This window comes from Streptomyces sp. NPDC050504 (assembly GCF_044458065.1).
Classification (GTDB): domain Bacteria; phylum Actinomycetota; class Actinomycetes; order Streptomycetales; family Streptomycetaceae; genus Streptomyces.
In genome coordinates this window covers 381,870-404,035 of sequence record NZ_JBITHO010000007.1, presented here as the reverse complement: position 1 = coordinate 404,035, position 22,166 = coordinate 381,870, and the positions used below count along the sequence as shown (strand labels likewise).

The following is a 22,166-nucleotide window of genomic DNA, read 5'->3' as shown; positions in this document are numbered from 1 at the left end:
TGTGGTCCGGGCCGCAGGTCGCACTCCACGTCTCTATCCCCATGCCTCACCCCACTGAGCCGCAAGGAGACCGACCGATGCCGTCCTGGAACCGGCGCGCCGCGCGGACGCTCAGCGTCCTGCTGCTCGCGACCGCCACGCTGCTGCTCCCCACCGCCGCCGTCACGGCGGCGCCCACCCCTGCCCCCGCCCCCGCCGCCGCGTCCACCACCAGCGGGTGGAACGACTACTCCTGCGAGCCGTCCGCCGCCCACCCCCGCCCCGTCGTCCTCGTCCACGGCACCTTCGGGAACTCCGTCGACAACTGGCTGGTCCTCGCCCCCTACCTGGTGCGGCGCGGCTACTGCGTCTACTCCCTCGACTACGGCCGGCTCCCCGGCGTCCCCTTCTTCCACGGCCTGGGCCCCATCGCCGAGTCCGCCGGGCAGCTCGACGTCTTCGTCGACAAGGTGCTGGCCGCGACCGGTGCCGCCAAGGTGGACATCGTCGGACACTCCCAGGGCGGCATGATGCCCCGCCACTACCTGAAGTTCCTCGGCGGCGCCGCGAAGGTGAACGCCCTCGTGGGCCTCGCCCCCGACAACCACGGCACCACCCTCCTCGGGCTCACCAAACTGCTGCCGTACTTCCCCGGCGCCGAGGACCTGCTCACCACCGCCACCCCCGCCCTCGCCGACCAGATCCAGGGCTCCGCGTTCCTGACCCGGCTCAACGCGGGCGGCGACACCGTCCCCGGCGTCGCGTACACGGTGATCTCCACCCGCTACGACCAGGTCGTCACCCCGTACCGCAGCCAGTTCCTCGACGGGCCGAACGTCAGGAACATCCTGCTCCAGGACCGCTGCGCCATCGACATCGCCGAGCACCTCGCCATCGGCGTCAGCGACCGCGTCGCCCACCACGAAGTGGCCAACGCCCTCGATCCCGCCCATGCGACGCCGTCCAACTGCCTAAGCTGAACCGACAGTTGACCGGCGGCTCCGGCCGAGGTCACAGCTACGGGAAGGCGACCTGTGAAGTTCAGCTACGTGATGCTCCCCGACGGACCCCTCCAGGACTCGCTCGCCTCGATCAGGCTCGCCGACGAACTCGGCTTCCACGCCTGCTACGCGGCCGACGAGACCTGGCACAAGGACATGTGGCTGCTCTTCGCGGCCGCGGCCGGCCAGACGGACCGGATCCGGTTCGGGCCCAGCCTGTCCTCCGTGGTGCTGCGCGAGCCCACGCTGATCGCCCAGGCGCTCGCCACCCTCGACGAACTGTCGGGCGGCCGCGCCGAAGGCGTGATCTCCAGCGGGAACTTCGGGCTCCTCGCGCAGTACGGCATCGACTGGTCCCGGCAGAAGCCGCTGTCCAGGACCAAGGAGGCGCTGCACGTCATCCGCACCCTCCTCGACGCGGGCACGATCACGTACGACGGCGAATTCTTCACGTACGACGGCCTGTTCACCTTCGCGCGGCCCGTGCAGGACCGCCTTCCCGTCAAGCTCGGCGCCATGCGGGGCCCCAAGTCCTTCGAAGCGGCCGGGGAGTTGTCGGACGGCTGCCACCACGCGCTGAGCTACACCCGCGAGGCGTACGACTACGCGGTGCACCACATCAAGGCAGGCGCCGAGCGCGCGGGCAAGGACTGGCGGACGCTCGACATCGGGGCGTGGGTGGTCTTCGCCACCGACCCCGACTCCGCACGGGCCAAGGAGGCCGCCCGTTCCATGGTCGGCATCTACGCCTCGTCGATGCCCGAGGAGCAACTGCGGCGCAACGGCGTCGACCCGGCCGAGCTCAAACCGGTCATCGACGCCATCGGCGCGGGCGACCTCGCCCGGGGCATCGAACTGACCTCGCCCGAGGTCGCCGAGAAGCTGTCGGTGTCCGGCACCCCCGAGGAGTGCCTGGAGAAGATCCGCCGCGACATCGAGCCCAGCGGCGTCAACCACATGATCTGTGCGATCACCGACAGCGCCCTGGTGAAGGCGTTCACCGGACGGGACCTGCCGGTCGCCGACGCCGACGCCCAGCTGCGCCTGATCCACGACCGGATCATGCCCGACTGGGCCTAGCGGAAAGGGCGGTCGCCCCGGACGTCCGGGGCGACCACCCGCCGCTCACGCCTCGGACCGCCTGCGGCGCACCGTCACGAACATCAGTCCGCCGCCCGCCGCGAGCGCCGCGACACCGCCGACGGCGTAGTACGCGGTGTCGGAGTCGCCGCCCGTCGCGGCGAGGTGCTCCGCGCCGCCCTTCGCCCCGGGCGCGGGGACGGGCACCGCCGCGGCCACCTGCGTGCCGTGCCCCGCCCCGTGCTCCGCCGGGGCGTCACCGCCGTGCCCCTGGTGGTCGACCGTCGACTTCCCGGCCCCCGCCGCTATCTCCTCGTCGCTCGGCGCGGCCGCGGCGGGCGCCCCGGCCGCGCCGCCGGTGTCCTTGCCGAACACCACGTCGGAACAGGTGTAGAACGCCTCGGGGGAGTCCGAGCGCTGCCAGATCGAGTACACGAGGTGCCGCCCGCTCTTCGCCGGGACGGTGCCCTCGATGACGTACGCGCCGCTCTCCAGTCTCGGGTTGGTGGCCTCCGCGAACGGCTGCTCCTCCAGGTCCGACCACTTCAGCGGCTTCGACGGGTCGTAGCCGTCCTTGGTGACGTACAGCGAGAAGGTGCCCCGGTGCGGGGCGGTCGCCCGGTAGCGGAAGGTGTGCTTGCCCGCGGCCAGCTTCGACGAGGGCCAGTCGGTGCGGGGCAGGTCGAGCCCCCGGTACTTGGCGCGGCCCGCGCTGCACAGCTTCCCGTCCGGGATGCGTGCCTTGTGCGCGCCCGCGACGTCGCCGATGTTGACCTCGTTCCAGTCGTAGAGCGGCTGCGTGCCGCCGACCGCGACCGCGGCCCTGCACGCGGGGGAGTCGGGGCTCTCGGGCCCCTCGGCGAAGCACGCGGAGACCCGGCTCACCGGATCGGTCATCGTGCCGTGCGCGGCGGCGGGCGGCGCGGTGAGCACGCCGAGGGCGAACGGGACGGCGGTCAGCGGGGCGAGGCGGGCGACGTGGCGGCGTGCGGCCATGGGAGCGGAACTCCTTCGACGGGGAGAACGGGGGAGTGCCGGACGCGAGGTGGGGGGTCCGGCGATCAGCAAGCTAGCCCGGTGAAGGCGCCGAACCGACGGCGAAGACCGGTCGGCGGCGATCTTTATGGTCGCGTTAAGGCAGGGGTAAGAGACCGCTGAGGATGCGGGGTCACGAGGGCCGGGGACGCGGCCGCCCGTGCGGGCCCCCGTGCGGCGCGGCCGCCCCGCACGTAGGCCCGCCCCCCCGTGGGCGCCGCTCACGCCCCCGGCGCGTACCGCCGCTCCGGGCGGCCCGTGCCGCCGTACCGCAGGGTCACCACCGCGCGGCCCGTCTCCGCGAAGTACTCCAGGTACCTGCGCGCGCTCACCCGCGACAGCGACCCCACCGCCTGGGCGCACTCCGTCGCCGACAGCCCCTCGGGGTGCTCCCGCAGCGCGCGCTCCACCAGCTCCGCGGTGTGCGCCGCGAGGCCCTTGGGCAGCTCGCGCGAGCCCGGCGGGCGGGCGCCGAAGATCCGGTCGACGTCCTCCTGGCGCGCCTCGTCCAGCGCGTCCAGTCGCCCCCGTACCGCTGCCGCGTGCCGCAACTGCTCCTGGAGCGCGGCCTGGTTGAACGGCTTGATCAAGTAGTGCAGCGCCCCCGCGCGCAGCGCCGAGCGGATCGTCCCCGCGTCCCGCGCCGCCGTGATGAAGAGCGCGTCCACCCCGAGCCCCGCCCCGCGCAGCTCGCGCAGCACGCGGATGCCGTCCATGTCGGGCAGGTAGATGTCGAGCAGCACCAGGTCGGGACGCAGGCGCCCGGCCGCGCGCAGCGCGTCCGCACCCGTGTGCGCCACCCCGACGACCGTGAACCCGGGCGTCGCGGACACATAGCGGCTGTGCAGCTTGGCGACCATGAAGTCGTCGTCCACCACCAGCACTTTCGTCACGCGCACACGCTAGGGCGCGACCACAACGACCACAACGTCCGTTGGTTGCGGAAGGGAGACAGGTTCTTAACGCGCAGGCAACATGTGGGCCACCTCACATCCTCCTGGAAACCCCCTCCTTCCCCCTTCGAGAGGCGGCTCACGTGCGTTTTCGCACCCCGCTCGCGATGGCCGGGGCGGCGCTGCTCGTGCTCGTGGGACCGCCGCTGCTCTCCACGGGCAGCGGCGACGACACCGGCACGCAGATCCCCGGCCTGCGCTTCATGGTCCCCAACACCCCCGGCGGCGGCTACGACATCACCGCCCGCACCGCGGCCAAGAACGCCGAGGACGCCGGACTCACCCACGGCATCGAGGTGTTCAACCTGCCCGGCGCAGGCGGCACCGTCGGCCTGGCCCGGCTCGCGGGCGAGCACGGCAACGGCAAGCTCGCCATGTCCATGGGCCTCGGCGTCGTCGGAGCCGTACACACCAACAAGGCGCCCAAGACCCTCGCCGACACCACCCCCATCGCCCGGCTCACCGAGGAACAGGACATCGTCGTGGTGTCCAAGAGCTCCCCGTACAAGACCATCGGCGACCTGCTCGCCGCCTGGAAGGCCGACCCGGGCAAGGTGCCCGTCGGCGGCGGCTCGTCGCCCGGCGGGCCCGACCACCTCGCGCCGATGCTGATGGCCAAGGCCGCCGGGATCGCGCCCAGGGACGTCAACTACATCCCCTTCGACGGCGGCGGCGAACTCCTCGCCTCCATCCTCGGCAACAAGGTCGCCTTCGGCGTCTCCGGCGTCGGCGAGTACCTCGACCAGATCGAGGCGGGCGAGCTGCGGCTGCTCGCCGTCACCGGCCCCGAGCGGGTGCCTGGACTGGACGCGCCGACGCTGCGCGAGGCCGGACTCGACACCGAGTTCACCAACTGGCGCGGCATCGTCGCACCGCCGGGCCTGACGGACGCCGAGCGGGACAAGCTGATCGCGCTGGTCGAGAAGTTGCACGCGTCGAAGCAGTGGCGCGAGTCGATGAAGAAGAACGGCTGGAGCGACGCCTTCCTCACCGGCGAGGAGTTCGGGGACTTCCTCGAAGCGCAGAACGAGCGCGTGGAGACCGTACTGAAGGAGCTGGGACTGTGACCGCCCCCGAATCCGGCGATGCGCCCGAGACGGCCACCGCCAAGGCCTGGCTGCGCGACCACTCCGAACTCGGCGTCGGCGTCCTGCTGCTCGCGCTCGGCTGCCTCGTCCTCGGCGACGCCCTCACCATGGACGTCGCCGTCGCCCAGCGCGGCCCCGTCGGCCCCAGGACCGTGCCGATCGTCGTCGGCGCCGGCCTGCTGCTCGTCGCCGTGCTGCTCGCCGTCGACGTGCTGCGCGGCGGCCGGGGCGAGGCCGAGGGCGGCGAGGACGTCGACCTCGCCGAACCCGCCGACTGGCGCACGGTCCTGCTGCTCACCGGGGTCTTCCTCGGCTTCGCCGTCCTCATCGACCCGCTCGGCTTCCCGATCGCGGGCGCCCTGCTCTTCTGGGGCGCGGCCTTCGCGCTCGGCAGCCGCCACCTCGACCGCGACCCGCTGATCGCCGCCGGGCTCTCCCTCCTCGCCTACTTCGTCTTCGACAACCTGCTCGGGGTCCCGCTCCCCGGCGGCCCGCTGATGGGGGTGCTCTAACCGATGGATTCGCTCAACTCCCTCATGGACGGCTTCGGTACGGCACTGACGCCGATCAACCTGCTGTGGGCCGCGATCGGCGTGCTGCTCGGCACCGCGATCGGCGTGCTGCCCGGCATCGGCCCCGCGATGGCCGTCGCGCTGCTGCTCCCCGTGACGTACGGCCTCGAACCGACCGGCGCCTTCATCATGTTCGCCGGGATCTACTACGGCGCGATGTTCGGCGGCTCCACCACCTCGATCCTGCTCAACACGCCCGGTGAGAGCGCGGCCGTCGTCGCCGCCATCGAGGGCAACCCGATGGCCAAGTCGGGGCGCGGCGCCCAGGCGCTGGCCGCCGCCGCCATCGGGCACTTCGCGGGCGGCATGATCGGCACGTGCCTGCTGGTGGCGCTCGCGCCGACCGTCGCGGACCTCGCCGTGGACATCGGCGCGCCCGACTACTTCGCCATCATGGTGCTCGCCTTCATCGCGGTCACCTCCGTGCTCGGCTCCTCCCGCATCAGGGGCCTCGCGTCGCTGCTCATCGGTCTGACCATCGGGCTCGTCGGGCTCGACCAGATGACCGGCCAGCAGCGGCTGACCTTCGGCTCGCTGCACCTCGCGGACGGCATCGACGTGGTGATCGTGGCGGTCGGCCTCTTCGCGATCGGCGAGGCCCTGTGGGTCGCGGCGCACCTGCGGCGCGGGGGCGCGGCCCCGATCCCCGTCGGCCGCCCCTGGCTGGAGAAGAAGGACGTGAGGCGCACCTGGAAGGCGTGGCTGCGCGGACCGCTCATCGGCTTCCCGTTCGGCGCGATCCCGGCGGGCGGCGCGGAGATCCCCACCTTCCTCTCGTACGTCACCGAGAAGCGGCTGTCCAAGCACAAGGAGGAGTTCGGCAAGGGCGCCATCGAGGGCGTCGCGGGCCCCGAGTCCGCCGCGTCCGCGTCGGCCGCCGGAACGCTGGTCTCGATGCTCACGCTCGGACTGCCCACGACCGCCGTCGCCGCCGTGATGCTCGCCGCCTTCCAGCAGTACGGCATCCAGCCGGGACCGCTGCTCTTCGAGCGCGAACCCGACCTGGTCTGGGGCCTGATCGCCTCGCTCTTCGTCGGCATGGTGCTGCTGCTCGCGCTGAACCTCCCGCTCGCGCCGGTCTGGGCGAAGCTGCTGCGCATCCCGCGCCCCTACCTCTACGCGGGCATCCTGTTCTTCGCCGCCGTCGGCGCGTACGCGGTGGGCGGCGAGGCGCTGGACCTGGTGATCCTGCTGGTGATCGGGCTGCTCGGGTTCGGCATGCGGCGGTACGGGCTGCCCGTGCTGCCCGCGGTGATCGGCGTCATCCTCGGCCCGGCCGCCGAACAGCAGTTGCGGCGCGCGCTCCAGATCAGCGACGGCAGCGTGAGCGGGCTGGTCGACACGCCCTTCTCGGTGACGGTCTACGCGGTGATCGCGCTGATCGTGGCCTGGCCCCTGCTGAAGAAGCTGATCACGAAGCGACGTAACGTACCGGCATGACAGCCGACATCCGCCCCGCCGCCCCCTTCGACGTCCCCGCGGTCAAGTCCGTGGTCGACGCGGCGTTCTCGCCCTACATCGAACGCATCGGACTCGTCCCCGCGCCGATGGAGGAGGACCACGCCGAGAACGTGGTGGCGGGGCGGGTGTACGTCACGGGCGACCCGGTCGTCGGGCTCCTCGTGCTGGTCCCGCACGCGGACCACCTCTACCTCGACACGATCGCGGTCCACCCCGACGCGCACGGCAGGGGAGTCGGCCGGGAACTGCTCGCCTTCGTGGACGCGCACGCGCGCTCGCTGGGCCTGCCCGAGGTGCGCCTCATGACGAACGCGCTGATGTGGGAGAACCAGAAGATCTACCCCCGCTGCGGCTACGAGTTCACGGAGCGGCGCGTGGAGGGCCCGTACGACCGCTTCCACTACCGCAAGGTGCTGGACTGACCGCACGGCATCGAACTGGCCGTACTGTATTGAACTGACCGATCCAAAACGTGTACGGTACGGATCATGGCCCGACCGAGGACGTTCGACGAGGAGCGGGCCCTGGACGCGGCGATGCGCGCCTTCTGGCGGAACGGCTACGAGGCCACTTCCACCCAGGAGCTGTGCGAGGCCACCGGACTGGGCCGCAGCAGCATCTACAACACCTTCAGCAGCAAGCGCGACCTCTTCCTGCGTGCGCTCGCCCGCTACGCCGACAGCAAGGCCGCGCTCCAACTCGCCCTCCTGGAGGACGGGTCGGTCCCGCCGCTGGAGCGGATCCGCGCGCTGTTCGCGGCGGTCGTGGACGGCGAGTTCGAGGAGCGGATCGGCGGGCGCAGCATCGGCTGCCTGACCGTGAACACCGTCGTGGAGCAGGCCGGCCGCGCGGATCCGGAACCGGAGGTCGTACGGCTCCTGGAGCGCGACCTGCGCCGCAGGCTGGACGCGCTGCGGGCGGTCGTCGCCGAGGGGCAGCGCGACGGCTCGATCGCGACCGGGCGCGCCCCGGCGGACGTCGCCCGCTACCTCAACGCCGTCATCGGCGGGATGCGGGTCTCGGCGCAGGGCGGCGCGGGCCGCGAAGTGCTGGAGTCGACGGCGGAGATCGCGGTGGACGCGCTGGCGCGCTGACCTCGACCGAAGGGCTGCCCTGCCGGGCGGCCTTTCTTTTGCCCACGTTATGTACTGACCTATCCAAAACTCTCGCAGAGGAAGTCCCCGCCGTGCCCCGAGCCATATACGTGCTGGCCCTAGGCGTCTTCGCCATGGTCACCAGCGAGTTCGTCGTCGCCGGACTCATGCCCCAGATGGCCGAGGGGCTGGGCGTCGGCGTCGCGCGGATCGGCTACCTCATCACCGCGTTCGCCGTCGCCATGTCCGTCGGCGGGCCGTTCCTGACCGTGGCCCTGCTCAAGATCCCGCGCAAGAGGGCGCTGATGGTGCTCTTCGCGGTCTTCCTCGTCGGCAACGTCCTCGCGGCCGTCGCCACGAGCTACGCGCTGATGACGGTCGCCCGGGTCGTCAGCGGCGTCGCGTCCCAGGCGTACTTCGGCCTCGCCCTGTCCATCGCCGCGCAGCTCACCCGCCCCGAGGCGCGCGGCCGGGCCGTCGCCGTCACCCTCAACGGCCTGATGCTCGGCACGCTCCTGGGGCTGCCCATGGCCACGCTGATCGGCGAACACCTGGGCTGGCGCGCCGCGTTCTGGGCGATCACCGTGCTCACGGTCCTCGCGGCGCTGGCGACGGTCGCCGGGGTCCCGGCGCTCGCCGCGGACTCCGGGGAGGGCGGGGGCTTCCGGGAGGAGGCCCAGGTCTTCCGGAACCGCCGCCTGTGGCCTGTGCTCGTCACGAGCACGCTGATCATCGGTGCGACGTTCTCCGCGTTCAGCTACCTCAACCCGATCCTCACCGAGGTGACCGGCTTCGCCGCGTCCAGCGTGCCGCTGCTGCTCGTCGCGTACGGTGCGGCGACCGTCGTCGGCAACAGCGTCGTGGGACGCCTCGCCGACCGGTTCGCGCTGCCCGTCCTGGTGACCGGGCTCGCGCTGAACCTGCTCTTCCTGACCGGGTTCGCGCTCTTCGCCCACCTCCCGGTGCCCGCCGTGGCGGCCATGCTCGGCATCGGGCTCGTCGGGGTGACCATGAACCCGGCGATGACGACGCGGGTGCAGCGGGCGGGGAACGCGCGGCCGCTGGTGAACACGGTGCACGCGTCGTTCATCACGCTCGGCGTGATCGTCGGCTCGTCGGTGGGCGGCGCGGCGATCGAACGGTACGGACTGCGGGCGCCGCTGTGGCTGGGCGCGGGCCTGGCGGTGCTCGGCCTGTCGACGCTCCTGCCCGAGGCGGTGCGGGCCGCTGCGCGGGGCGGGTGGGACGCGGGGTGGCGAGCCCGCCAGGGCTAGGCGCGGACCCGCGTAGGCACGGTCCCGCGCCCCTTTCGGGGCGCGGGCCGCTGCGCGGGGGCGGGGCGGACGCCGCGCGCACCCACCCACCCCCGAGCGGGCTCGCCACTCTTGTCCCGCGCCCCGACCTGCCCCGCCCGCCCCCGGGCTCGCCGCACTCCTATGCCACGAGCCCCGCGAGCCCCCCGCTCAACGCCACGCGCTCCAGCGCGTCGAGCGCCGCGACCGCCGCCGCCCCCGCCTCCGGATCCCGCCCCGCGAGCCCGCTCTCCGCGAACTCGTCCTCGTCCAGGCGCAGTACGACGCTCCCGTCCGCGGACACCCACAGGTCCAGATCGAGGTCCTCGACGGTCACCTCGGTACCGGACGCCGACACCACCGCGGGACGGGTCACGTCGCAGTACCACCCCTTCAACGCGCCGTCGGCCGTGCGGACCTCCTTCACCGCGTACCACCGGTCACGCCAGTAGTGCTCCGTGAAGACGTCACCCGGCTCGAACCTGACGAAGCCGAAGTCCCGGGCCGTGTCCCGGGCCCAGGGCGCGGTGACCGTCACCCGCACCCCGTCGTCGGCGACCCGCACCGCCGGGTACCGGATCTTGGTCCGCCCCGCCTTGACCAGCACCACCTCAACCGAGCTCCCGGACATGCCGCACCTCCGTCGCCGCCACGCGGTACCCGCACCACCGGTTGACGGCCAGCATCGCTTCGTTCTCCGTGTCGTTTCCGGTGTACGCGTCGACGAGCCCCGCCGCCCGCGCCCGGTGCAGGGCGTGCGCCTTCACCAGCTTCGCCAGTCCCCGCCCCCGGAACTCCCGCAGGGTCCCCGTCATGCCCGTCGAGTACCGCGTCGCACCGTCCGTCCTGGCCAGCGTGAACGCCGCCACCTCGCCGTCCACCACCGCGACCGTGGTCAACTCGCGGCTCGTCAGCGGGTGGTGCCAGGTCGTGGCCAGCCAGTCCTCGTAGTCGTCGAGGAGCGCGTCCACGTCCCCCGGCTCGTCCGCGACGGTCGCCGCGTCCGCCGCGAACAGCCGCCGCGGATCGTCCGCGAAGTCCGCCGCCGTGCACAGCTCCACGCCCGGCGGGAGCGCGGGCGGCGCGGGCAGCGCGGGGCCCGTCAGGTCCAGGTGCAGGAAGTGCGCGCTGCGGCTCGCGGTGTACCCGCGGCGCTCCGCGAAGGTGCGGTACGGGCGCTCGTCCAGCACCCAGGTGTAGACCGCCGCCGCGCCGAGCCCCGCCAGGTACTCCTCGCCCGTGTGCGTCAGCAGCGACCCCGCGCCCCGCCCGGTGTGCTCCGGGTGCACGTACACGTTGAGCAGTCCCTGCCCCGGCTCGCTCGCCTCGTGCGCGAGGCTCACCTGCGCGGTGCCGACGACCTCCCCGTCCACCTCGGCGACCAGCGGCCTGAACCGGGCGTCGGGATGGGACCGCGCCGCGTCGTGGACGATCTGCTCGGGCGTGGTCAGCATGTAGGGGAGCGCGGCCAGGCGCGTCCGCGCCCAGCCGTCGGCGTCGGTCTCGGGCCGGAACTCCCGAACGATTACAGTCATGGGCCGCACGGTATGCGCGCCCCCGCGCCCGCCGCCTCCGATTTTTCCCCGCGCCCCCGGACTTCCCCCGTGCCGTGCGCGCGGTGCGAGAATCGGGGCGTGACCCTGAAGATCGCGATCGACCCGGACGTCTCCACGGCCCCGTACGAGCAGCTGCGCGGCCAGATCTCCGAGCAGGCCCGCGCCGGCGCACTGCCCGTCGGCTACCGGCTCCCCACCGTCCGCGGCCTCGCCGAGGAGCTGGGCCTCGCCGCGAACACCGTCGCCAAGGCGTACCGCGCGCTGGAGGCGGACGGGGTGATCGAGACCCGGGGGCGGAGCGGCACGTTCGTCGCGGCCGTGGGCGACGCCGCCGACCGCCGTGCCGCGCGGGCCGCGCAGGCCTACGCGGAGGAGACCAAGCGGCTCGGGCTGAGCCGCGCGGAGGCACTGGCGGCGGTGAACGACGCGCTGCGGGCGGCGTACGGCGGCTGACCCCGCCGCACCACTCGCGACCCGCACCACCCGTGACCCGCGCTGCTCGTGACCCGCGCCACCCGTGACCCGCGCCGCGAGTCCCGCGCTACAGGTACAGCCCCGCGTCCGTGCCCCGCTCCTGCGCCGGTACCGACGCGGGCGACGAACCCCTGCGCAGCGCGTACAGCTCCGCCAGCGTCGACCCGTCGCGGCCCACCCCCTCCTCGGTGCCCAGCCACGCCACCGACTCGGGCCTCGTCAGGGGCCCGACCTCGATGCGGGCCAGGCAGCGCCCCGGGCGCACGACGGCGGGGTGCAGCCGCTCCAGGTCCTCGTTGGTGGTGACCCCGACCAGGACGTTGCGGCCCTGCCCGAGCAGTCCGTCCGTCAGGTTCAGCAGCCTGGACAGCGCCTGCCCGGCCGTGTGCCTGGCCTCGCCCCTGATCAGCTCGTCGCAGTCCTCCAGGAGCAGCAGCCGCCAGCGCCCGCCCGACGTGCCGTCGTCCTCGCCGATCGCGATGTCCATCAGGTAGCCGACGTCGTTGAAGAGCCGCTCGGGGTCGAGCACGCAGTCGACCTGGCACCAGTCGCGCCAGGAGCGGGCCAAGGTGCGCAGCGCCGAGGTCTTGCCGGTGCCGGGCGGGCCGTGCAGCAGGAGCAGCCGCCCCGCGATGTCGTCGGGCGTGACCTTCATCAGCCGGTCCATCGCGTCGGCCACCGGGGCGGTGTAGTTGGGGCGGACCTCCTCCCAGGTGCCGGCCGAGATCTGGCGCGTGGTGCGGTGCGGGCCGCGCCGCGGGGAGACGTACCAGAAGCCCATCGAGACGTTCTCCGGCTGCGGTTCGGGCTCGTCCTGCACGCCGTCCGTCGCCTGCGCCAGGACCTCGGCCGCGAGTTCGGGCGAGGTCGCGGTGACGGTGACGTCGGCGCCCCGGTTCCAGCGGGAGACCAGCAGCGTCCAGCCGTCGCCCTCGGCGAGGGTCGCGCTGCGGTCGTCGTCCCTGGCGGCGCGCAGCACGGTCGCGGCCGAAGGGATCAGGTTGGCGCCCGACTTGACCCGGTCGATGGTGCGGCTGTGGGAGAACGGCTGCTCGCCCTTGGCGAAGCGGCCGAGGAAGAGCGCGTCGACGACGTCCGAGGGGGAGTCGCTGTCGTCCACGTTGAGCCGGATCGGCAGCGCGGCCTCTGGGTTGGCAGACATGGGGCACATGATCCGGCACGGCCAGGACCGGCGCATCCGGGTTTCCGCACCTTTGCGGAGTGTGCGGGGGCGGCCGGTGGAGAGCGGGCGCCCCCGCCCCTCCCTACGTCCTGCCCAGGAGCAGACTCCCCGCCCTGCGGGTGCGGCGCACGAGCGCGTACCCCTTGGTGAGCGCCCGGTCAGCGGCGAAGGTCCGCGCGATGCCCCGGCCCTCGACGATCCGCGTGAACTCCGCGACGTCCGTGGAGCGCCGCACGGTCAGCCGCCGGAGCGCGTACGGCCCCTGCCCGCGCCGCGCCAGGCCGTTGCCGACCGCGAGCGACTGGGCGTACCCGGCGCCGCGCACGGCGCGCCGCACCCTGCGGTTCGCATAGCCGAAGGGGTACGCGAAGGAGGCCGGGCGCTCGCCCAGCTCCGCCGCGATGATCTCCGTGCAGCGCACCGCCTCCTGCCGCAGCCGCTCGTCGTCGACCTGGTCGAGCTGCGGATGGGTGTGGCTGTGCCCGCCGATCTCCGTGCCGGCCGCGGCCAGTTCGCGCACCTGGTCCCAGTCGAGCATGGCGTCGGGCGCGCCGCCCGCGTCGTGCGCGCCGCGCAGCCAGCCGGTGGAGACGAAGAGGGTGGCCGCGAAGGAGTGCTCGACGAGGGCGGGGAGGGCGTGCCGGTGCACGCCCTCGTAGCCGTCGTCGAAGGTGATCAGCACGGGCCGCTCGGGCAGCGGCCCGCCGCCGCGCCAGGCGTGGGCGAGCGCCGCGGTGGTCAGCGGGGTGAACCCGCGTTCCGCCAGCACCTCCATCTGCCGCGCGAACGCCTCGGGCGAGACGGAGAGCGCGCGCGTGGCGGGCGCGGGGCGGTGCGCCACCGCGTGGTACATGAGGATCGGTACGGCCCCGCTCACGCCGCCCTGCCTTCCCGAGCCGGTCCCGCGGTCCGCGACGGCTCCACCCGGGGCACCCGGAATCCCGCCGCGCCGCGCCGCGACCTGACCGTCCCCACCGCGTAGCCGCCCGCCGCCGCGGCCACGCCCGTGAGGATCGCGCCCGCCCGGCCCGCGCCCCCGGCCCGCCCGCGCAGCGCGTCCCGCAGACCGCGCAGCACCCCGGCGGGCAGCACCCGCGTGGTGTACCGCCGCTCGGTTTCGAGTCCCTTGTCCGCGCCGACGCTCCGCGAGACGAGCGCCTTGGACAGGCCCTCCGCGTAGGCCCTGGTGCGGAAGTAGCCGAAGCGCTCCCTCGCGGGCGGGACCTTGTGGTGGATGACCGCCCGGTCGTCGATCAGCAGCACGGCGTGCGGCAGCGCCTTCGCGAGCCGGATGCACAGCTCCGTCTCCTCGCAGCCGAGCGGCCGCTTGTCGCCGTCCCTGCCGATGCCGGTCGCGAAGCCGCCCGCCGCGTCGAAGGCGCGGCGCCGGAAGGAGGCGTTGCCGCCCAGCACGTTGCGCACCCGGACCCTGCCGGGCGGCAGCCCCCGGTACGTACAGCCGACGACCCAGTCGAACTCCTCGGGGAACCAGGCCGGTCTGCGGCCCGAAACCCACGTGGGCAGGGTCCTGCCACCGACGGCCACGACGCGCGGGTCGTCGTACGCCTCGTCGAAGTACCGCAGCCAGTCGGGCTCGGCCACGGCGTCGTCGTCGAGGAAGGCGACGATCTCGCCGCGGGCCGCGGCGATGCCGGTGTTGCGCCCGGCGGACAGGCCGCGGGGACCCGCGTTGGCGAGCACCCGCACCTCGCCCCCGGCGGTCCCGGACCCGCTCGCGGAGGAGCCGGGTCCGCCCCCGGGCGTCGGGCGCTCCCGGTACTCGCGCTCCAGCCGTTCCTCCAGCGCCGGGTTGTGGTCGACGACCAGCAGCGTCTCCAGCGCGGGCCGCGACTGGCGCCGCACCGACGCGACCGCCGCGAGGATGTCCTCCCAGCGGTCCTCGGTGTACGCGCAGATCACGACGGAGTGGTCGCGTGCGGTCAAGACGCCTCTCCCCGGCCGGTGCTGGCGCCGAACGCGTGGGCGGGGCGGCGGGACGCCCTGCGCACGCGCTTCTCCCTGAGGATCACCCTGAGGACCCGGATGCCGTCCTTCACCGCGCTGAGGTTGGAGACGCCGTGGATGCGGTTGTACTCGTGGCTCGGCACCTCCTGGACCCGCAGCCCGGCCTTGACGACCCTGATGTTCATCAGGGTCTCGATCTCGAAGCCGGTGCAGTCCAGGACGACCTCGTCGAGGCAGCGCTTCCAGAATGCGTTGTAGCCGTAGCACAGGTCGGTGTAGCGGGCGCCGAACTTGCGGTTGACGACGGTGCACAGCGCCCAGTTGCCGAGCTTCCTGATCGGCGTCATGTCGTCCGTGCCGCCGCCGTTGGCGAAGCGGGAGCCCTTGGCGAAGTCCGCGCCGCCGACCAGGGCCGAGACGTAGGAGACGATCTCCTGGCCGTCGGCGGAGCCGTCCGCGTCGACCATCACGATGATCTCGCCGGAACAGGCGGCGAATCCGCTGATGAGCGCGTCGCCCTTGCCCTTGCCGACCTGCTTCACGACGACGACGTCGGGCCACAGTTCCCGGGCCACCTGGACGGTGTTGTCCGAGGAATTTCCGTCGACCAGCACGACTTCGTGAATCCAGTCGGGCAGGGTCTTGAAGACGTACGGGAGATTCTCCGCCTCGTTCATCGCGGGGATGACGACGCTGACCGGCGGCGCAATCGCGAGGTGCGACGAGATGGGCCGGTACTGCGCGGGTATTCGGGAGATTTCTCGGTCGACCATGGGATCTTGGCCGGGTATCGCCGGGTGCAGAAAGGAACTCATGAGTCTGTTTCCCTCTCGTCCGGTGGACGGCCCGCCCCCGGGCCGTCCGGATGAATGTCCGGTTCGAAAGGAGGGTTTTCCCCCAGGTCGGGGCGGAATCGATCTCCGTACCCGATGAGGGAGCTGGCATTACTGGTCGCGCGGCCCGTATCTCGGCGAATAGCGAAAGCCGAACACGGCACCCCCCTACCGCGCTCCGCGCCGGAACCCATCAATGCGACGTCTGAGCCCTCCCCCTGGCGTCGCCCGTGCAATGGTCCGATGCGGGTGAGATGTACGACGGTATTGATGAATGGGACCGTATGGCAAGACCTGCGGCAAGGTCTCGCCTATTTCTGTTTTGACCCAACTGTCGCACTGGTCCACGGAATTGATACTTCCTGCTGCGGTGATCTTCCGCATTGATCTGCCGCATTGATCTGTTGTGTTGATCCGTTGCGTTGATCTATTGCGTCGATCCGGAGGATCGAATTCGCCGGCGGAGCGGGCGGATCAACGCGGGCAGCGCGATCAACGCGCTGAGCGCGGCGACCGCGACGACTCCGCCGCGCGCCGACCACAGGTGCGATGCGGCCGTCGACTGCGCCACGAGAAGGTTCACGGCGACCGCTGCGGCTGAAGACGTGACGAACCGCCCGGCCGGTTCCACTCCGGTGAGCAGGCTGGACACGGCGGCCGCGGGTGTCCAGAGCAGGAAGAAGAGCGCGAACGGCGCGCGCAGCGGCGAGTCGAGGCCGGTCAGTACGAGCCCCGCCCCCACGCCCGACACCGCGAAGGCGCAGCCCGCGAACACGGGTGTCAGATCCGTCCGGGCCGGTCCTGGCTTACCGGTATTGGTCCGCATTGGCGACTATGCCCCCCAGCGCGCCGGATGCCGGACTTCAATGTGGCGCACGCTCCGGGGGGCGTCAAGAAGTCCTCACAGCATCTTCTTGTCATGGACACTACCGATCAATCGGGTGACCTGTTACCACAGTTGCGGCACTGCTGGCAGAGGTACTGGTAGGGAGACTTCATGAGACTGTCCCGCATCGTCGCGTTCTCGTCCTCGCTCCTGCTCGGCGCCGCACTCGCCCTCACCGGCGCGAGCACGGCGCAGGCCGACCAACAGGCCCCGTCGGCCCAGGCGGTCGACTACGTCGCCCTCGGCGACTCCTACTCCTCGGGCGTCGGGGCGGGCAACTACGACAGCGCGAGCGGCGGCTGCAAGCGCTCGACCCGCGCCTACCCCGTCCTGTGGGCGGCCGCCAACTCGCCCTCGTCGTTCGCCTTCACGGCCTGTTCCGGCGCCCGTACGGGCGACGTGAAGGCCAATCAGCTCGGCCCGCTCAACGCGGGCACCGACCTCGTGTCCATCTCCATCGGCGGCAACGACGCGGGCTTCGCCGACGTCATGACCACCTGCGTCCTGCAGTCCGAGTCCACCTGTCTCGGCCGCATCGCCCAGGCGCGCTCCTACGTCGACTCCACCCTGCCCGGCAACCTCGACTCGGTCTACTCGGCGATCAAGGCCAAGGCCCCCGCCGCGCGCGTCGTCGTCCTCGGCTACCCCCGCTTCTACAAGATCGGGGGCAGCTGCGTCGCCGGGCTCAGCGACCGCGAGCGCTCCGCGATCAACGACGCGTCGGACTACCTGAACGCCGCGACCGCCAAGCGCGCCGCCGACCACGGCTACGCCTACGCGTCCGTCACCCAGGCGTTCGCGGGCCACGAGATCTGCTCGGGCAGCGCCTGGCTGCACAGCGTCAACTGGCTGAACATCGGCGAGTCCTACCACCCCACGGCCGCCGGACAGTCCGGCGGCTACCTGCCCACCTTCAGCTCCGCCGCCTGACCGCCCTCGGCGCCAAGGCCTGGGACGAGGCCCCGTCCGTCGGAGTGGCGGTCGGGGTCGACGTCTCGCACGTGACGGAGAACGCGGCGTCGCTCGACGTGATCTCCTGCGGACTCCTGATCTCCACCGAGACCGCGCCCGACCGGGTCTCGTTGTCCGTGTAGGCCGTCTCCGTGTATTCGATCTGCTGCTCGGTCCCGCCGCCCGAAGGGAAGTCGAGCGTCTGCCAGTCGGTCCCCGCCCCCTCGGTCGACCGCCAGCGGTACTCGACCGTCGCGGGCGTACGGGTCACGGTGACCGTCGCCCCGAACGCCGGGTTCTCGCCGTCCGGCGGCGGACAGGCACCCGTGTAGCTGTCGCGCACCACGTGGACCTTGACCAGGACGGTGACCGGCGGCAGCGTGGTCGCACCGCCGTCGCCGGTCTGCGTGCCGCTCTGGCCGCCGTAGGTCGCCGAACCGCTCGGCGACGCCTCGCCCGTGCTGTCGGTGTCCGAAGGGCTCGCGCCGCTGTCGGTGCTCTGGCCGCCTGTCCCCGGCCGGGGCGAACTCCCGTAGCTCGAACCGCTGTCGGAGCCGCTGTCCTTGTCCCCGTTGTCCTTGTCGCGCAGCAGCGCGTACGTGATGCCGGCCACCGCGAGCAGCAGGATCGCCACGCCCGCCGCGAGCACCAGTGCCGCGCGTCTGCGCCGCCCGTCGGGCTCCCCGCCGGACACTGTGGTGGTCCCCGTGCCGCCGGGCCCGAAGCCCGGCACCGGCGTGGGCACCTGCATCGGCATCGGGGGCGTCGGCGGCTGCCCCGGCTCCGCCGTGACGGTCGGGGCGTACGGCCTGGGCGGCACCGCTGTCGTCGGGGTGCGGGGCGCCCCGCCCGCCGCCACGATCCGCAGCTGGTGGTCGGCCTCGTCCGCCGACAGCCGCTCGGCCGGGTCCTTGCGCAGCAGCCCCTCGATCACCCCGGTCAGCGCCCCGGCCAGCCGGGGCGGCGGCAGTTCCTCGTCGACCACGGCGCGCAGCGTGGACAGCGGGGTGTCGAGGCGGAACGGGGAGTTGCCCTCGACCGCCGCGTACAGCAGCACGCCCAGCGACCACAGGTCGGACTCGGGTCCCGCCGGGCGGCCCAACGCCCGCTCGGGCGCCAGGAATTCGGGCGAGCCGATCAACTCGCCCGTCATGGTGAGGGCCGACGTGCCCTCCACCATCGCGATCCCGAAGTCGCTGAGCACCACCCGTCCGTCGTTGGCGAGCAGGACGTTGCCCGGCTTCACGTCGCGGTGCAGCACCCCCGCCTCGTGCGCGGAGCGCAGCGCCGCCAGCACCTCGGCTCCGACGTGCGCGGCGCGCTGCGGGCGCATCGGGCCCTCCGCGTCCAGCACCTCGGCCAGCGACAGGCCCCGGATCAGCTCCATCACGATCCACGGCCGCCCGTCCTCGGACGCCACGTCGTAGACGGTCACCACATTGCGGTGCGAGACCCGGGCGGCCGCCCACGCCTCGCGCTCCAGGCGGGCGTACAGCCGCCGCACCTCCTCGGTGGGCAGCGCGGAGGGCGCGCGCACCTCCTTGACGGCGACCTCCCGGCCGAGCACCTCGTCACGGGCCCGCCACACGACGCCCATGCCGCCCTGGCCGAGCGGGCTCAGGAGGCGGTACCGCCCCGCGACGACCCGCTCGCCGCCCCGACCGCCGGGACCCTCGGAACCTCCGGAGCCCGCAGAACTTCCAGCACCTTCGCGACCCGGCATTTCGCTCAAGGGGATCCCCCATCCGCAGCTGAGCGGCATCACGGTAGAAACCATTCCAAGCTAGCTCAACCGAGGGCCGCTGCAGCCCCCTTGAACACCAATCCACACCCGAGGACGAAGACCACGAACGCCGTGCCCAGGGGCGCGAAGCGCCGAGCGAGCGCCGTCGCGCGCCCCGGGGCGCGCAGGGCGGGGGCACGCAGGAGCCGCCCGCCCATCCGCACCGCGAGGAATCCGGCCGCGGTGAGGGTCAGCGCCAGGCCCGCGCCGTAGGCGAGGACCAGCAGCGCCCCGAACCACACCTGGCCGAGCGCGGCGGCGCCCACCAGCACGACCACGGCCGACGGGCTGGGGACCAGTCCGCCCGCGAAGCCGAGGAGGACGATGCCGCGCAGGGAGGTGGGCGGGGGGTGGTGGTGATGATGGTGATGGTGGTGGTGCGCGTGCTGCCCGTGGTCGTGGTCGTGCCCGGGTGCGTGTCCGTGGTCGTGCCCGTGCCCGTGGTCGTGCCCGTGGTCGTGCGGGTGATGTCCGTGACCGTGGTGCGGGGCGCGGACACTGGTGCGGCGCCATGCCCTGCGTACGAGCAGCGCGCCCGCCCCCGCGACGAGCGCCCCGCTCAGCACCCCCAGCCACGACACCACCGAGGGCGCCGCCGCCGAGCCCGCCGCGACGAGCCCGCCGAGCGCGAACACCCCCAGCGTGTGCGTGACCGTCACCGAGATCCCGAGCGCGAAGACCTGACGCGGCGAGTCCGTGCCGCCCGAGGCCGCTGCCGCCGCCATCAGGGTCTTGCCGTGCCCGGGTGCCAGTGCGTGCAGCGCGCCCAGCAGCAGCGCCGTGGCCAGCGCGAGCAGCGCGAAGCCGAACGTCAGGTCGTGCCGCGAGACCAGGCCCGTGAGCGCTCGGGTCCAGCGGTCCGTGCCGCGCGGCAGCACCGAACCCGCGGGCGCCTGGGCCTCGGTCCCGTCGTCGGTGAGCGCGGGGCCGCCGGGCAGCGCGGTGAGCGCCGCCGAGGTGCGGGAGGGCGGGGAGGAGAGCAGGTCGGCCGGGTAGCGGGTGAGGCGCCGCGAGGCCGAAGCGCGCGGCACCGTCGAGTCCTTGAGCGTCGTGCGGTCACCGCGCGCGGTGATCTCCCGCCAGCCCGTGGGGTGTTCGCCGGTGACCCGGAAGGTGAGGTGCAGGCCGTTCGCGGCGCGGGGGAGCGGGGCCGTCAGACGGCACTGGGCGCGCAGCGTCGGCAGGCCCGCCTCTCCCGGGCCGACCGTCGCCCGGCTCGCGCCCGGCGTCAGGGTCACGGTGCGTCCCGCCGCCTCGACCAGGCGCTCCCCGGCCGCCGCGCGGCAGCGCTCCGCTGCCCAGTCCGCGAGCGCGGCCGGTGACATGGTGTCGGCGCCGGCCTGGAGCGCGGGGATCTCCGCCAGGTCCTCGACGTGGTCGACCGTGAGGCGGCCCGGCGCGACCACCAGGCCGTCGTACTGGTTGACCGTGAAGTTCCCCAGGGGGTGGGCGGGGAGCGCGGTGAGGACGGCGGCTGCCGCGGCGGTCGCCGCTGCGGTGATCACCTGACGCCCCGCTCGGCCGTGGTCCCGGTGGGGGCGCCCCGCTCGACGGCGGCGCGGATGACGGTCAGGTGGTGGCGGAAGACCGGGTTGACGTAACCGGTCGCCGCCGCCCGGCGCGCGTACGGGAGCGCCTGGGCGTCGTGGCCGTTGACGTGCAGCGCCCAGGCGAGCGCGTCCGCGGTGTGCACGGTGCGGCGCTCCGCCCACTCGGCGCGGGCCGCGCGCAGGGCCTCGGCGCGGTCGCCGTGGTCGGCCTCCGCGAGCGCGGTCTCCAGGTCCGTGTCGACGCCGTTCGCGCGGGCGACGGCGGTCCAGGCGCCGATCAGCCGGTACTGGGCGCGGGCCTGCGCGGTGCGGCCCGCCGCCTCGTACAGCTCGCCGAGCGTGGCGAGTTGGGCGGGGAGCGGGAGCCGGTTGACGACGCGCTCCATCCCTTCCGTCGCCGACTCGACGTCCCCTGCGGCGAGTTGGGTGCGGGCCCTGGTCTCCAGGGCGGGAAGGTGCAGCGGATCGGCGGCCAGGGCGGCTTCGCAGTGGCGCAGCGCCGTGGTGAAGTCGCCTGTGTTCAGCGCGAGTTGCGCCAGCGCGGTGGCGACGTAGGCACGGTCGCCTGGCGCGGTCGCGGTGGAGGCGGCGAGGTCCAGGGCGCGCCGGGCCGCCGCGGTGTCGCCGCGCAGCTCGTACACGTACGCGAGGCGGGTGAAGGCGGGGATGCCGGGACGGTGGGCGTCGGCGGTGCGCGCGGCCTTCAACGCCTCGTCGTAGCGGCCGAGTTCGACCAGGGCGTCGACCCGGACCGCGAGGCCCTGCTCGCTGTACGGGTTGATCGCGAGCGCCGCCCGCGCGTCCCGCAGGGCGGCGCGGAAGTCGTGCCGGGCCGCCGCGAGGGCCGCGCGTCCCGCGAGTGCGGGGGCGTTGTCGCGGGGGCGGAGGGCCAGGGAGCGGGCGAACGCGGCCTCGGCGGGGCGGTAGCGGGTGGGGTCGCCCGTGGTGCGGGCCTGCTCGACGTGGGCGGCGCCCAGCGCGGCCCAGGCGCGGTCGTCCTTCGGCTGCTTCTTGAGGTGGGCCCGGAGGGCGGTGGTGCTGGTGGCGGGCGGACCAAGGGCGGTGGGGGCGGGTGGCGGGCCGGCGGGGCGGGCGTCGGTGCGGCCGAGGGCGATGCCCGCGGCGGTGAGGAGGAGGGCGAGGAGCGCGACCAGGGCCGCGCGGGCCTTGCGGGGCGCGTGGGCCGTTGCCCGGTGCGGGTCGGTCATGGCGGTGGCCTTTCTCGTGGGCGGGTGGGCGTGTGCGGCCCGGAGGACGGCTGGTCGCGCGGTTCCCCGCGCCCCTTCGGGGCGCACTCGTGCCCGCGCCCGTGCGGCGGAGCCGCACCTCGGACGGGGCGCGCCGGACCCGGCAGGACGGGGGGATGGCCGTCCTGCCGGGGGACTGGGAGGAGGGGGCGGGGCGGGGGAGGCACGCCCCGGCCCCTCCGG

22 protein-coding genes are annotated in these 22,166 nt (G+C 73.4%); 10 read left to right on the top strand and 12 right to left on the bottom strand.

Features of this window, described 5'->3' with window-relative positions; genetic code table 11:
* The first annotated feature begins 77 nt into the window (after positions 1 to 77).
* Together ACIBNE_RS27735 and ACIBNE_RS27730 are read left to right on the top strand one after the other, a co-directional pair.
* Positions 78 to 959 carry an esterase/lipase family protein gene (locus ACIBNE_RS27735; protein WP_399276144.1) on the top strand — a complete coding sequence of 294 codons (882 nt, stop codon included), beginning with the start codon at positions 78 to 80 and terminating at the stop codon, positions 957 to 959.
* A gap of 54 nt (positions 960 to 1,013) precedes the next feature.
* Entirely contained in the window at positions 1,014 to 2,060 is a 1,047-nt protein-coding gene (locus ACIBNE_RS27730) for an LLM class flavin-dependent oxidoreductase (RefSeq protein ID WP_399276142.1), read from the top strand.
* 45 nt (positions 2,061 to 2,105) lie between these two features.
* Here ACIBNE_RS27730 and ACIBNE_RS27725 read toward each other — a convergent pair whose 3' ends face one another.
* Positions 2,106 to 3,056 (bottom strand): lytic polysaccharide monooxygenase, encoded by a 951-nt coding sequence (locus ACIBNE_RS27725; protein WP_399276140.1) that lies wholly within the window; start codon positions 3,054 to 3,056, stop codon positions 2,106 to 2,108.
* A gap of 260 nt (positions 3,057 to 3,316) precedes the next feature.
* Positions 3,317 to 3,988, bottom strand: coding sequence for a response regulator (locus tag ACIBNE_RS27720; RefSeq protein ID WP_399276138.1), 672 nt, complete (start codon positions 3,986 to 3,988; stop codon positions 3,317 to 3,319).
* Positions 3,989 to 4,131: 143 nt separating this feature from the next.
* Here ACIBNE_RS27720 and ACIBNE_RS27715 point away from each other — a divergent pair, with 143 nt between their 5' ends.
* The 6 genes from ACIBNE_RS27715 to ACIBNE_RS27690 all read left to right on the top strand — a co-directional run bounded on the left by ACIBNE_RS27715 (position 4,132) and on the right by ACIBNE_RS27690 (position 9,537).
* Positions 4,132 to 5,115 (top strand): Bug family tripartite tricarboxylate transporter substrate binding protein, encoded by a 984-nt coding sequence (locus tag ACIBNE_RS27715; RefSeq protein WP_399276136.1) that lies wholly within the window; start codon positions 4,132 to 4,134, stop codon positions 5,113 to 5,115.
* Positions 5,112 to 5,648, top strand: a complete 537-nt coding sequence (locus ACIBNE_RS27710) for a tripartite tricarboxylate transporter TctB family protein (protein ID WP_399276134.1) — start codon at positions 5,112 to 5,114, stop codon at positions 5,646 to 5,648. The genes ACIBNE_RS27715 and ACIBNE_RS27710 overlap by 4 nt, the downstream gene beginning before the upstream one ends.
* Before the next feature lie 3 nt (positions 5,649 to 5,651).
* Positions 5,652 to 7,148 (top strand): tripartite tricarboxylate transporter permease, encoded by a 1,497-nt coding sequence (locus ACIBNE_RS27705; protein WP_399276132.1) that lies wholly within the window; start codon positions 5,652 to 5,654, stop codon positions 7,146 to 7,148.
* Positions 7,145 to 7,591, top strand: coding sequence for a GNAT family N-acetyltransferase (locus ACIBNE_RS27700; protein WP_399276130.1), 447 nt, complete (start codon positions 7,145 to 7,147; stop codon positions 7,589 to 7,591). Before ACIBNE_RS27705 ends, ACIBNE_RS27700 begins: the two co-directional genes overlap by 4 nt.
* Before the next feature lie 66 nt (positions 7,592 to 7,657).
* Positions 7,658 to 8,263 carry a TetR/AcrR family transcriptional regulator gene (locus ACIBNE_RS27695; protein WP_399276128.1) on the top strand — a complete coding sequence of 202 codons (606 nt, stop codon included), beginning with the start codon at positions 7,658 to 7,660 and terminating at the stop codon, positions 8,261 to 8,263.
* A 92-nt stretch (positions 8,264 to 8,355) separates the two neighbouring features.
* Complete coding sequence (locus tag ACIBNE_RS27690) at positions 8,356 to 9,537, top strand: MFS transporter (protein ID WP_399276126.1); 1,182 nt, start codon at positions 8,356 to 8,358, stop codon at positions 9,535 to 9,537.
* Between the two features lie 160 nt (positions 9,538 to 9,697).
* On the opposite strand, the gene ACIBNE_RS27685 is transcribed toward ACIBNE_RS27690, so the two are convergent.
* Positions 9,698 to 10,186, bottom strand: coding sequence for a DUF402 domain-containing protein (locus ACIBNE_RS27685; RefSeq protein WP_399276124.1), 489 nt, complete (start codon positions 10,184 to 10,186; stop codon positions 9,698 to 9,700).
* Positions 10,167 to 11,090 carry a GNAT family N-acetyltransferase gene (locus ACIBNE_RS27680; RefSeq protein ID WP_399276122.1) on the bottom strand — a complete coding sequence of 308 codons (924 nt, stop codon included), beginning with the start codon at positions 11,088 to 11,090 and terminating at the stop codon, positions 10,167 to 10,169. The genes ACIBNE_RS27685 and ACIBNE_RS27680 overlap by 20 nt, the downstream gene beginning before the upstream one ends.
* Before the next feature lie 99 nt (positions 11,091 to 11,189).
* Between ACIBNE_RS27680 and ACIBNE_RS27675 the strand changes: the two genes are divergently transcribed.
* Positions 11,190 to 11,564, top strand: a complete 375-nt coding sequence (locus tag ACIBNE_RS27675; protein WP_399276120.1) for a GntR family transcriptional regulator — start codon at positions 11,190 to 11,192, stop codon at positions 11,562 to 11,564.
* A gap of 88 nt (positions 11,565 to 11,652) precedes the next feature.
* Here the strand turns inward: ACIBNE_RS27675 and ACIBNE_RS27670 are convergent, their stop codons facing one another.
* The 5 genes from ACIBNE_RS27670 to ACIBNE_RS27650 form a co-directional block, all read right to left on the bottom strand.
* A complete protein-coding gene (locus tag ACIBNE_RS27670; RefSeq protein WP_399276118.1) occupies positions 11,653 to 12,747 on the bottom strand; it encodes a DUF5925 domain-containing protein in 1,095 nt (364 codons plus the stop codon).
* 103 nt (positions 12,748 to 12,850) lie between these two features.
* Positions 12,851 to 13,621, bottom strand: coding sequence for a polysaccharide deacetylase family protein (locus tag ACIBNE_RS27665; RefSeq protein ID WP_399276310.1), 771 nt, complete (start codon positions 13,619 to 13,621; stop codon positions 12,851 to 12,853).
* A gap of 20 nt (positions 13,622 to 13,641) precedes the next feature.
* Positions 13,642 to 14,712, bottom strand: a complete 1,071-nt coding sequence (locus ACIBNE_RS27660; protein WP_399276116.1) for a glycosyltransferase family 2 protein — start codon at positions 14,710 to 14,712, stop codon at positions 13,642 to 13,644.
* Positions 14,709 to 15,548: a glycosyltransferase family 2 protein gene (locus tag ACIBNE_RS27655; RefSeq protein WP_399276114.1), complete on the bottom strand. Its 840-nt coding sequence runs from the start codon at positions 15,546 to 15,548 to the stop codon at positions 14,709 to 14,711. Before ACIBNE_RS27655 ends, ACIBNE_RS27660 begins: the two co-directional genes overlap by 4 nt.
* 445 nt (positions 15,549 to 15,993) lie before the next feature.
* A complete protein-coding gene (locus ACIBNE_RS27650) occupies positions 15,994 to 16,341 on the bottom strand; it encodes a hypothetical protein (protein ID WP_399276112.1) in 348 nt (115 codons plus the stop codon).
* 222 nt (positions 16,342 to 16,563) lie between these two features.
* Here ACIBNE_RS27650 and ACIBNE_RS27645 point away from each other — a divergent pair, with 222 nt between their 5' ends.
* The gene (locus tag ACIBNE_RS27645) at positions 16,564 to 17,382 is read left to right on the top strand and encodes an SGNH/GDSL hydrolase family protein (RefSeq protein WP_399276110.1); all 819 of its coding nucleotides are present in this window, start codon (positions 16,564 to 16,566) and stop codon (positions 17,380 to 17,382) included.
* Here ACIBNE_RS27645 and ACIBNE_RS27640 read toward each other — a convergent pair.
* The 3 genes from ACIBNE_RS27640 to ACIBNE_RS27630 all read right to left on the bottom strand — a co-directional run bounded on the left by ACIBNE_RS27640 (position 17,366) and on the right by ACIBNE_RS27630 (position 21,944).
* On the bottom strand, positions 17,366 to 19,126 hold the full coding sequence (locus ACIBNE_RS27640) for a serine/threonine-protein kinase (RefSeq protein WP_399276108.1): 1,761 nt from the start codon (positions 19,124 to 19,126) through the stop codon (positions 17,366 to 17,368). The two genes, ACIBNE_RS27645 and ACIBNE_RS27640, sit on opposite strands and share 17 nt — an antisense overlap.
* Before the next feature lie 65 nt (positions 19,127 to 19,191).
* A complete protein-coding gene (locus ACIBNE_RS27635; RefSeq protein ID WP_399276106.1) occupies positions 19,192 to 20,691 on the bottom strand; it encodes a nickel transporter in 1,500 nt (499 codons plus the stop codon).
* Complete coding sequence (locus ACIBNE_RS27630; RefSeq protein WP_399276104.1) at positions 20,688 to 21,944, bottom strand: tetratricopeptide repeat protein; 1,257 nt, start codon at positions 21,942 to 21,944, stop codon at positions 20,688 to 20,690. The genes ACIBNE_RS27635 and ACIBNE_RS27630 overlap by 4 nt, the downstream gene beginning before the upstream one ends.
* Positions 21,945 to 22,166: the final 222 nt, after the last annotated feature.

What these genes read in the sequence shown, in the direction of transcription:
- ACIBNE_RS27655 (WP_399276114.1), bottom strand. Translation starts at nt 15,548, where the DNA reads ATGAGTTCCTTTCTGCACCCGGCGATACCCGGCCAAGATCCCATGGTC.
- ACIBNE_RS27680 (WP_399276122.1), bottom strand. Translation starts at nt 11,090, where the DNA reads ATGACTGTAATCGTTCGGGAGTTCCGGCCCGAGACCGACGCCGACGGC.
- ACIBNE_RS27685 (WP_399276124.1), bottom strand. Translation starts at nt 10,186, where the DNA reads ATGTCCGGGAGCTCGGTTGAGGTGGTGCTGGTCAAGGCGGGGCGGACC.
- ACIBNE_RS27735 (WP_399276144.1), top strand. Translation starts at nt 78, where the DNA reads ATGCCGTCCTGGAACCGGCGCGCCGCGCGGACGCTCAGCGTCCTGCTG.
- ACIBNE_RS27705 (WP_399276132.1), top strand. Translation starts at nt 5,652, where the DNA reads ATGGATTCGCTCAACTCCCTCATGGACGGCTTCGGTACGGCACTGACG.
- ACIBNE_RS27645 (WP_399276110.1), top strand. Translation starts at nt 16,564, where the DNA reads ATGAGACTGTCCCGCATCGTCGCGTTCTCGTCCTCGCTCCTGCTCGGC.
- ACIBNE_RS27670 (WP_399276118.1), bottom strand. Translation starts at nt 12,747, where the DNA reads ATGTCTGCCAACCCAGAGGCCGCGCTGCCGATCCGGCTCAACGTGGAC.
- ACIBNE_RS27725 (WP_399276140.1), bottom strand. Translation starts at nt 3,056, where the DNA reads ATGGCCGCACGCCGCCACGTCGCCCGCCTCGCCCCGCTGACCGCCGTC.
- ACIBNE_RS27700 (WP_399276130.1), top strand. Translation starts at nt 7,145, where the DNA reads ATGACAGCCGACATCCGCCCCGCCGCCCCCTTCGACGTCCCCGCGGTC.
- ACIBNE_RS27695 (WP_399276128.1), top strand. Translation starts at nt 7,658, where the DNA reads ATGGCCCGACCGAGGACGTTCGACGAGGAGCGGGCCCTGGACGCGGCG.
- ACIBNE_RS27630 (WP_399276104.1), bottom strand. Translation starts at nt 21,944, where the DNA reads ATGACCGACCCGCACCGGGCAACGGCCCACGCGCCCCGCAAGGCCCGC.
- ACIBNE_RS27665 (WP_399276310.1), bottom strand. Translation starts at nt 13,621, where the DNA reads ATGTACCACGCGGTGGCGCACCGCCCCGCGCCCGCCACGCGCGCGCTC.
- ACIBNE_RS27640 (WP_399276108.1), bottom strand. Translation starts at nt 19,126, where the DNA reads ATGCCGGGTCGCGAAGGTGCTGGAAGTTCTGCGGGCTCCGGAGGTTCC.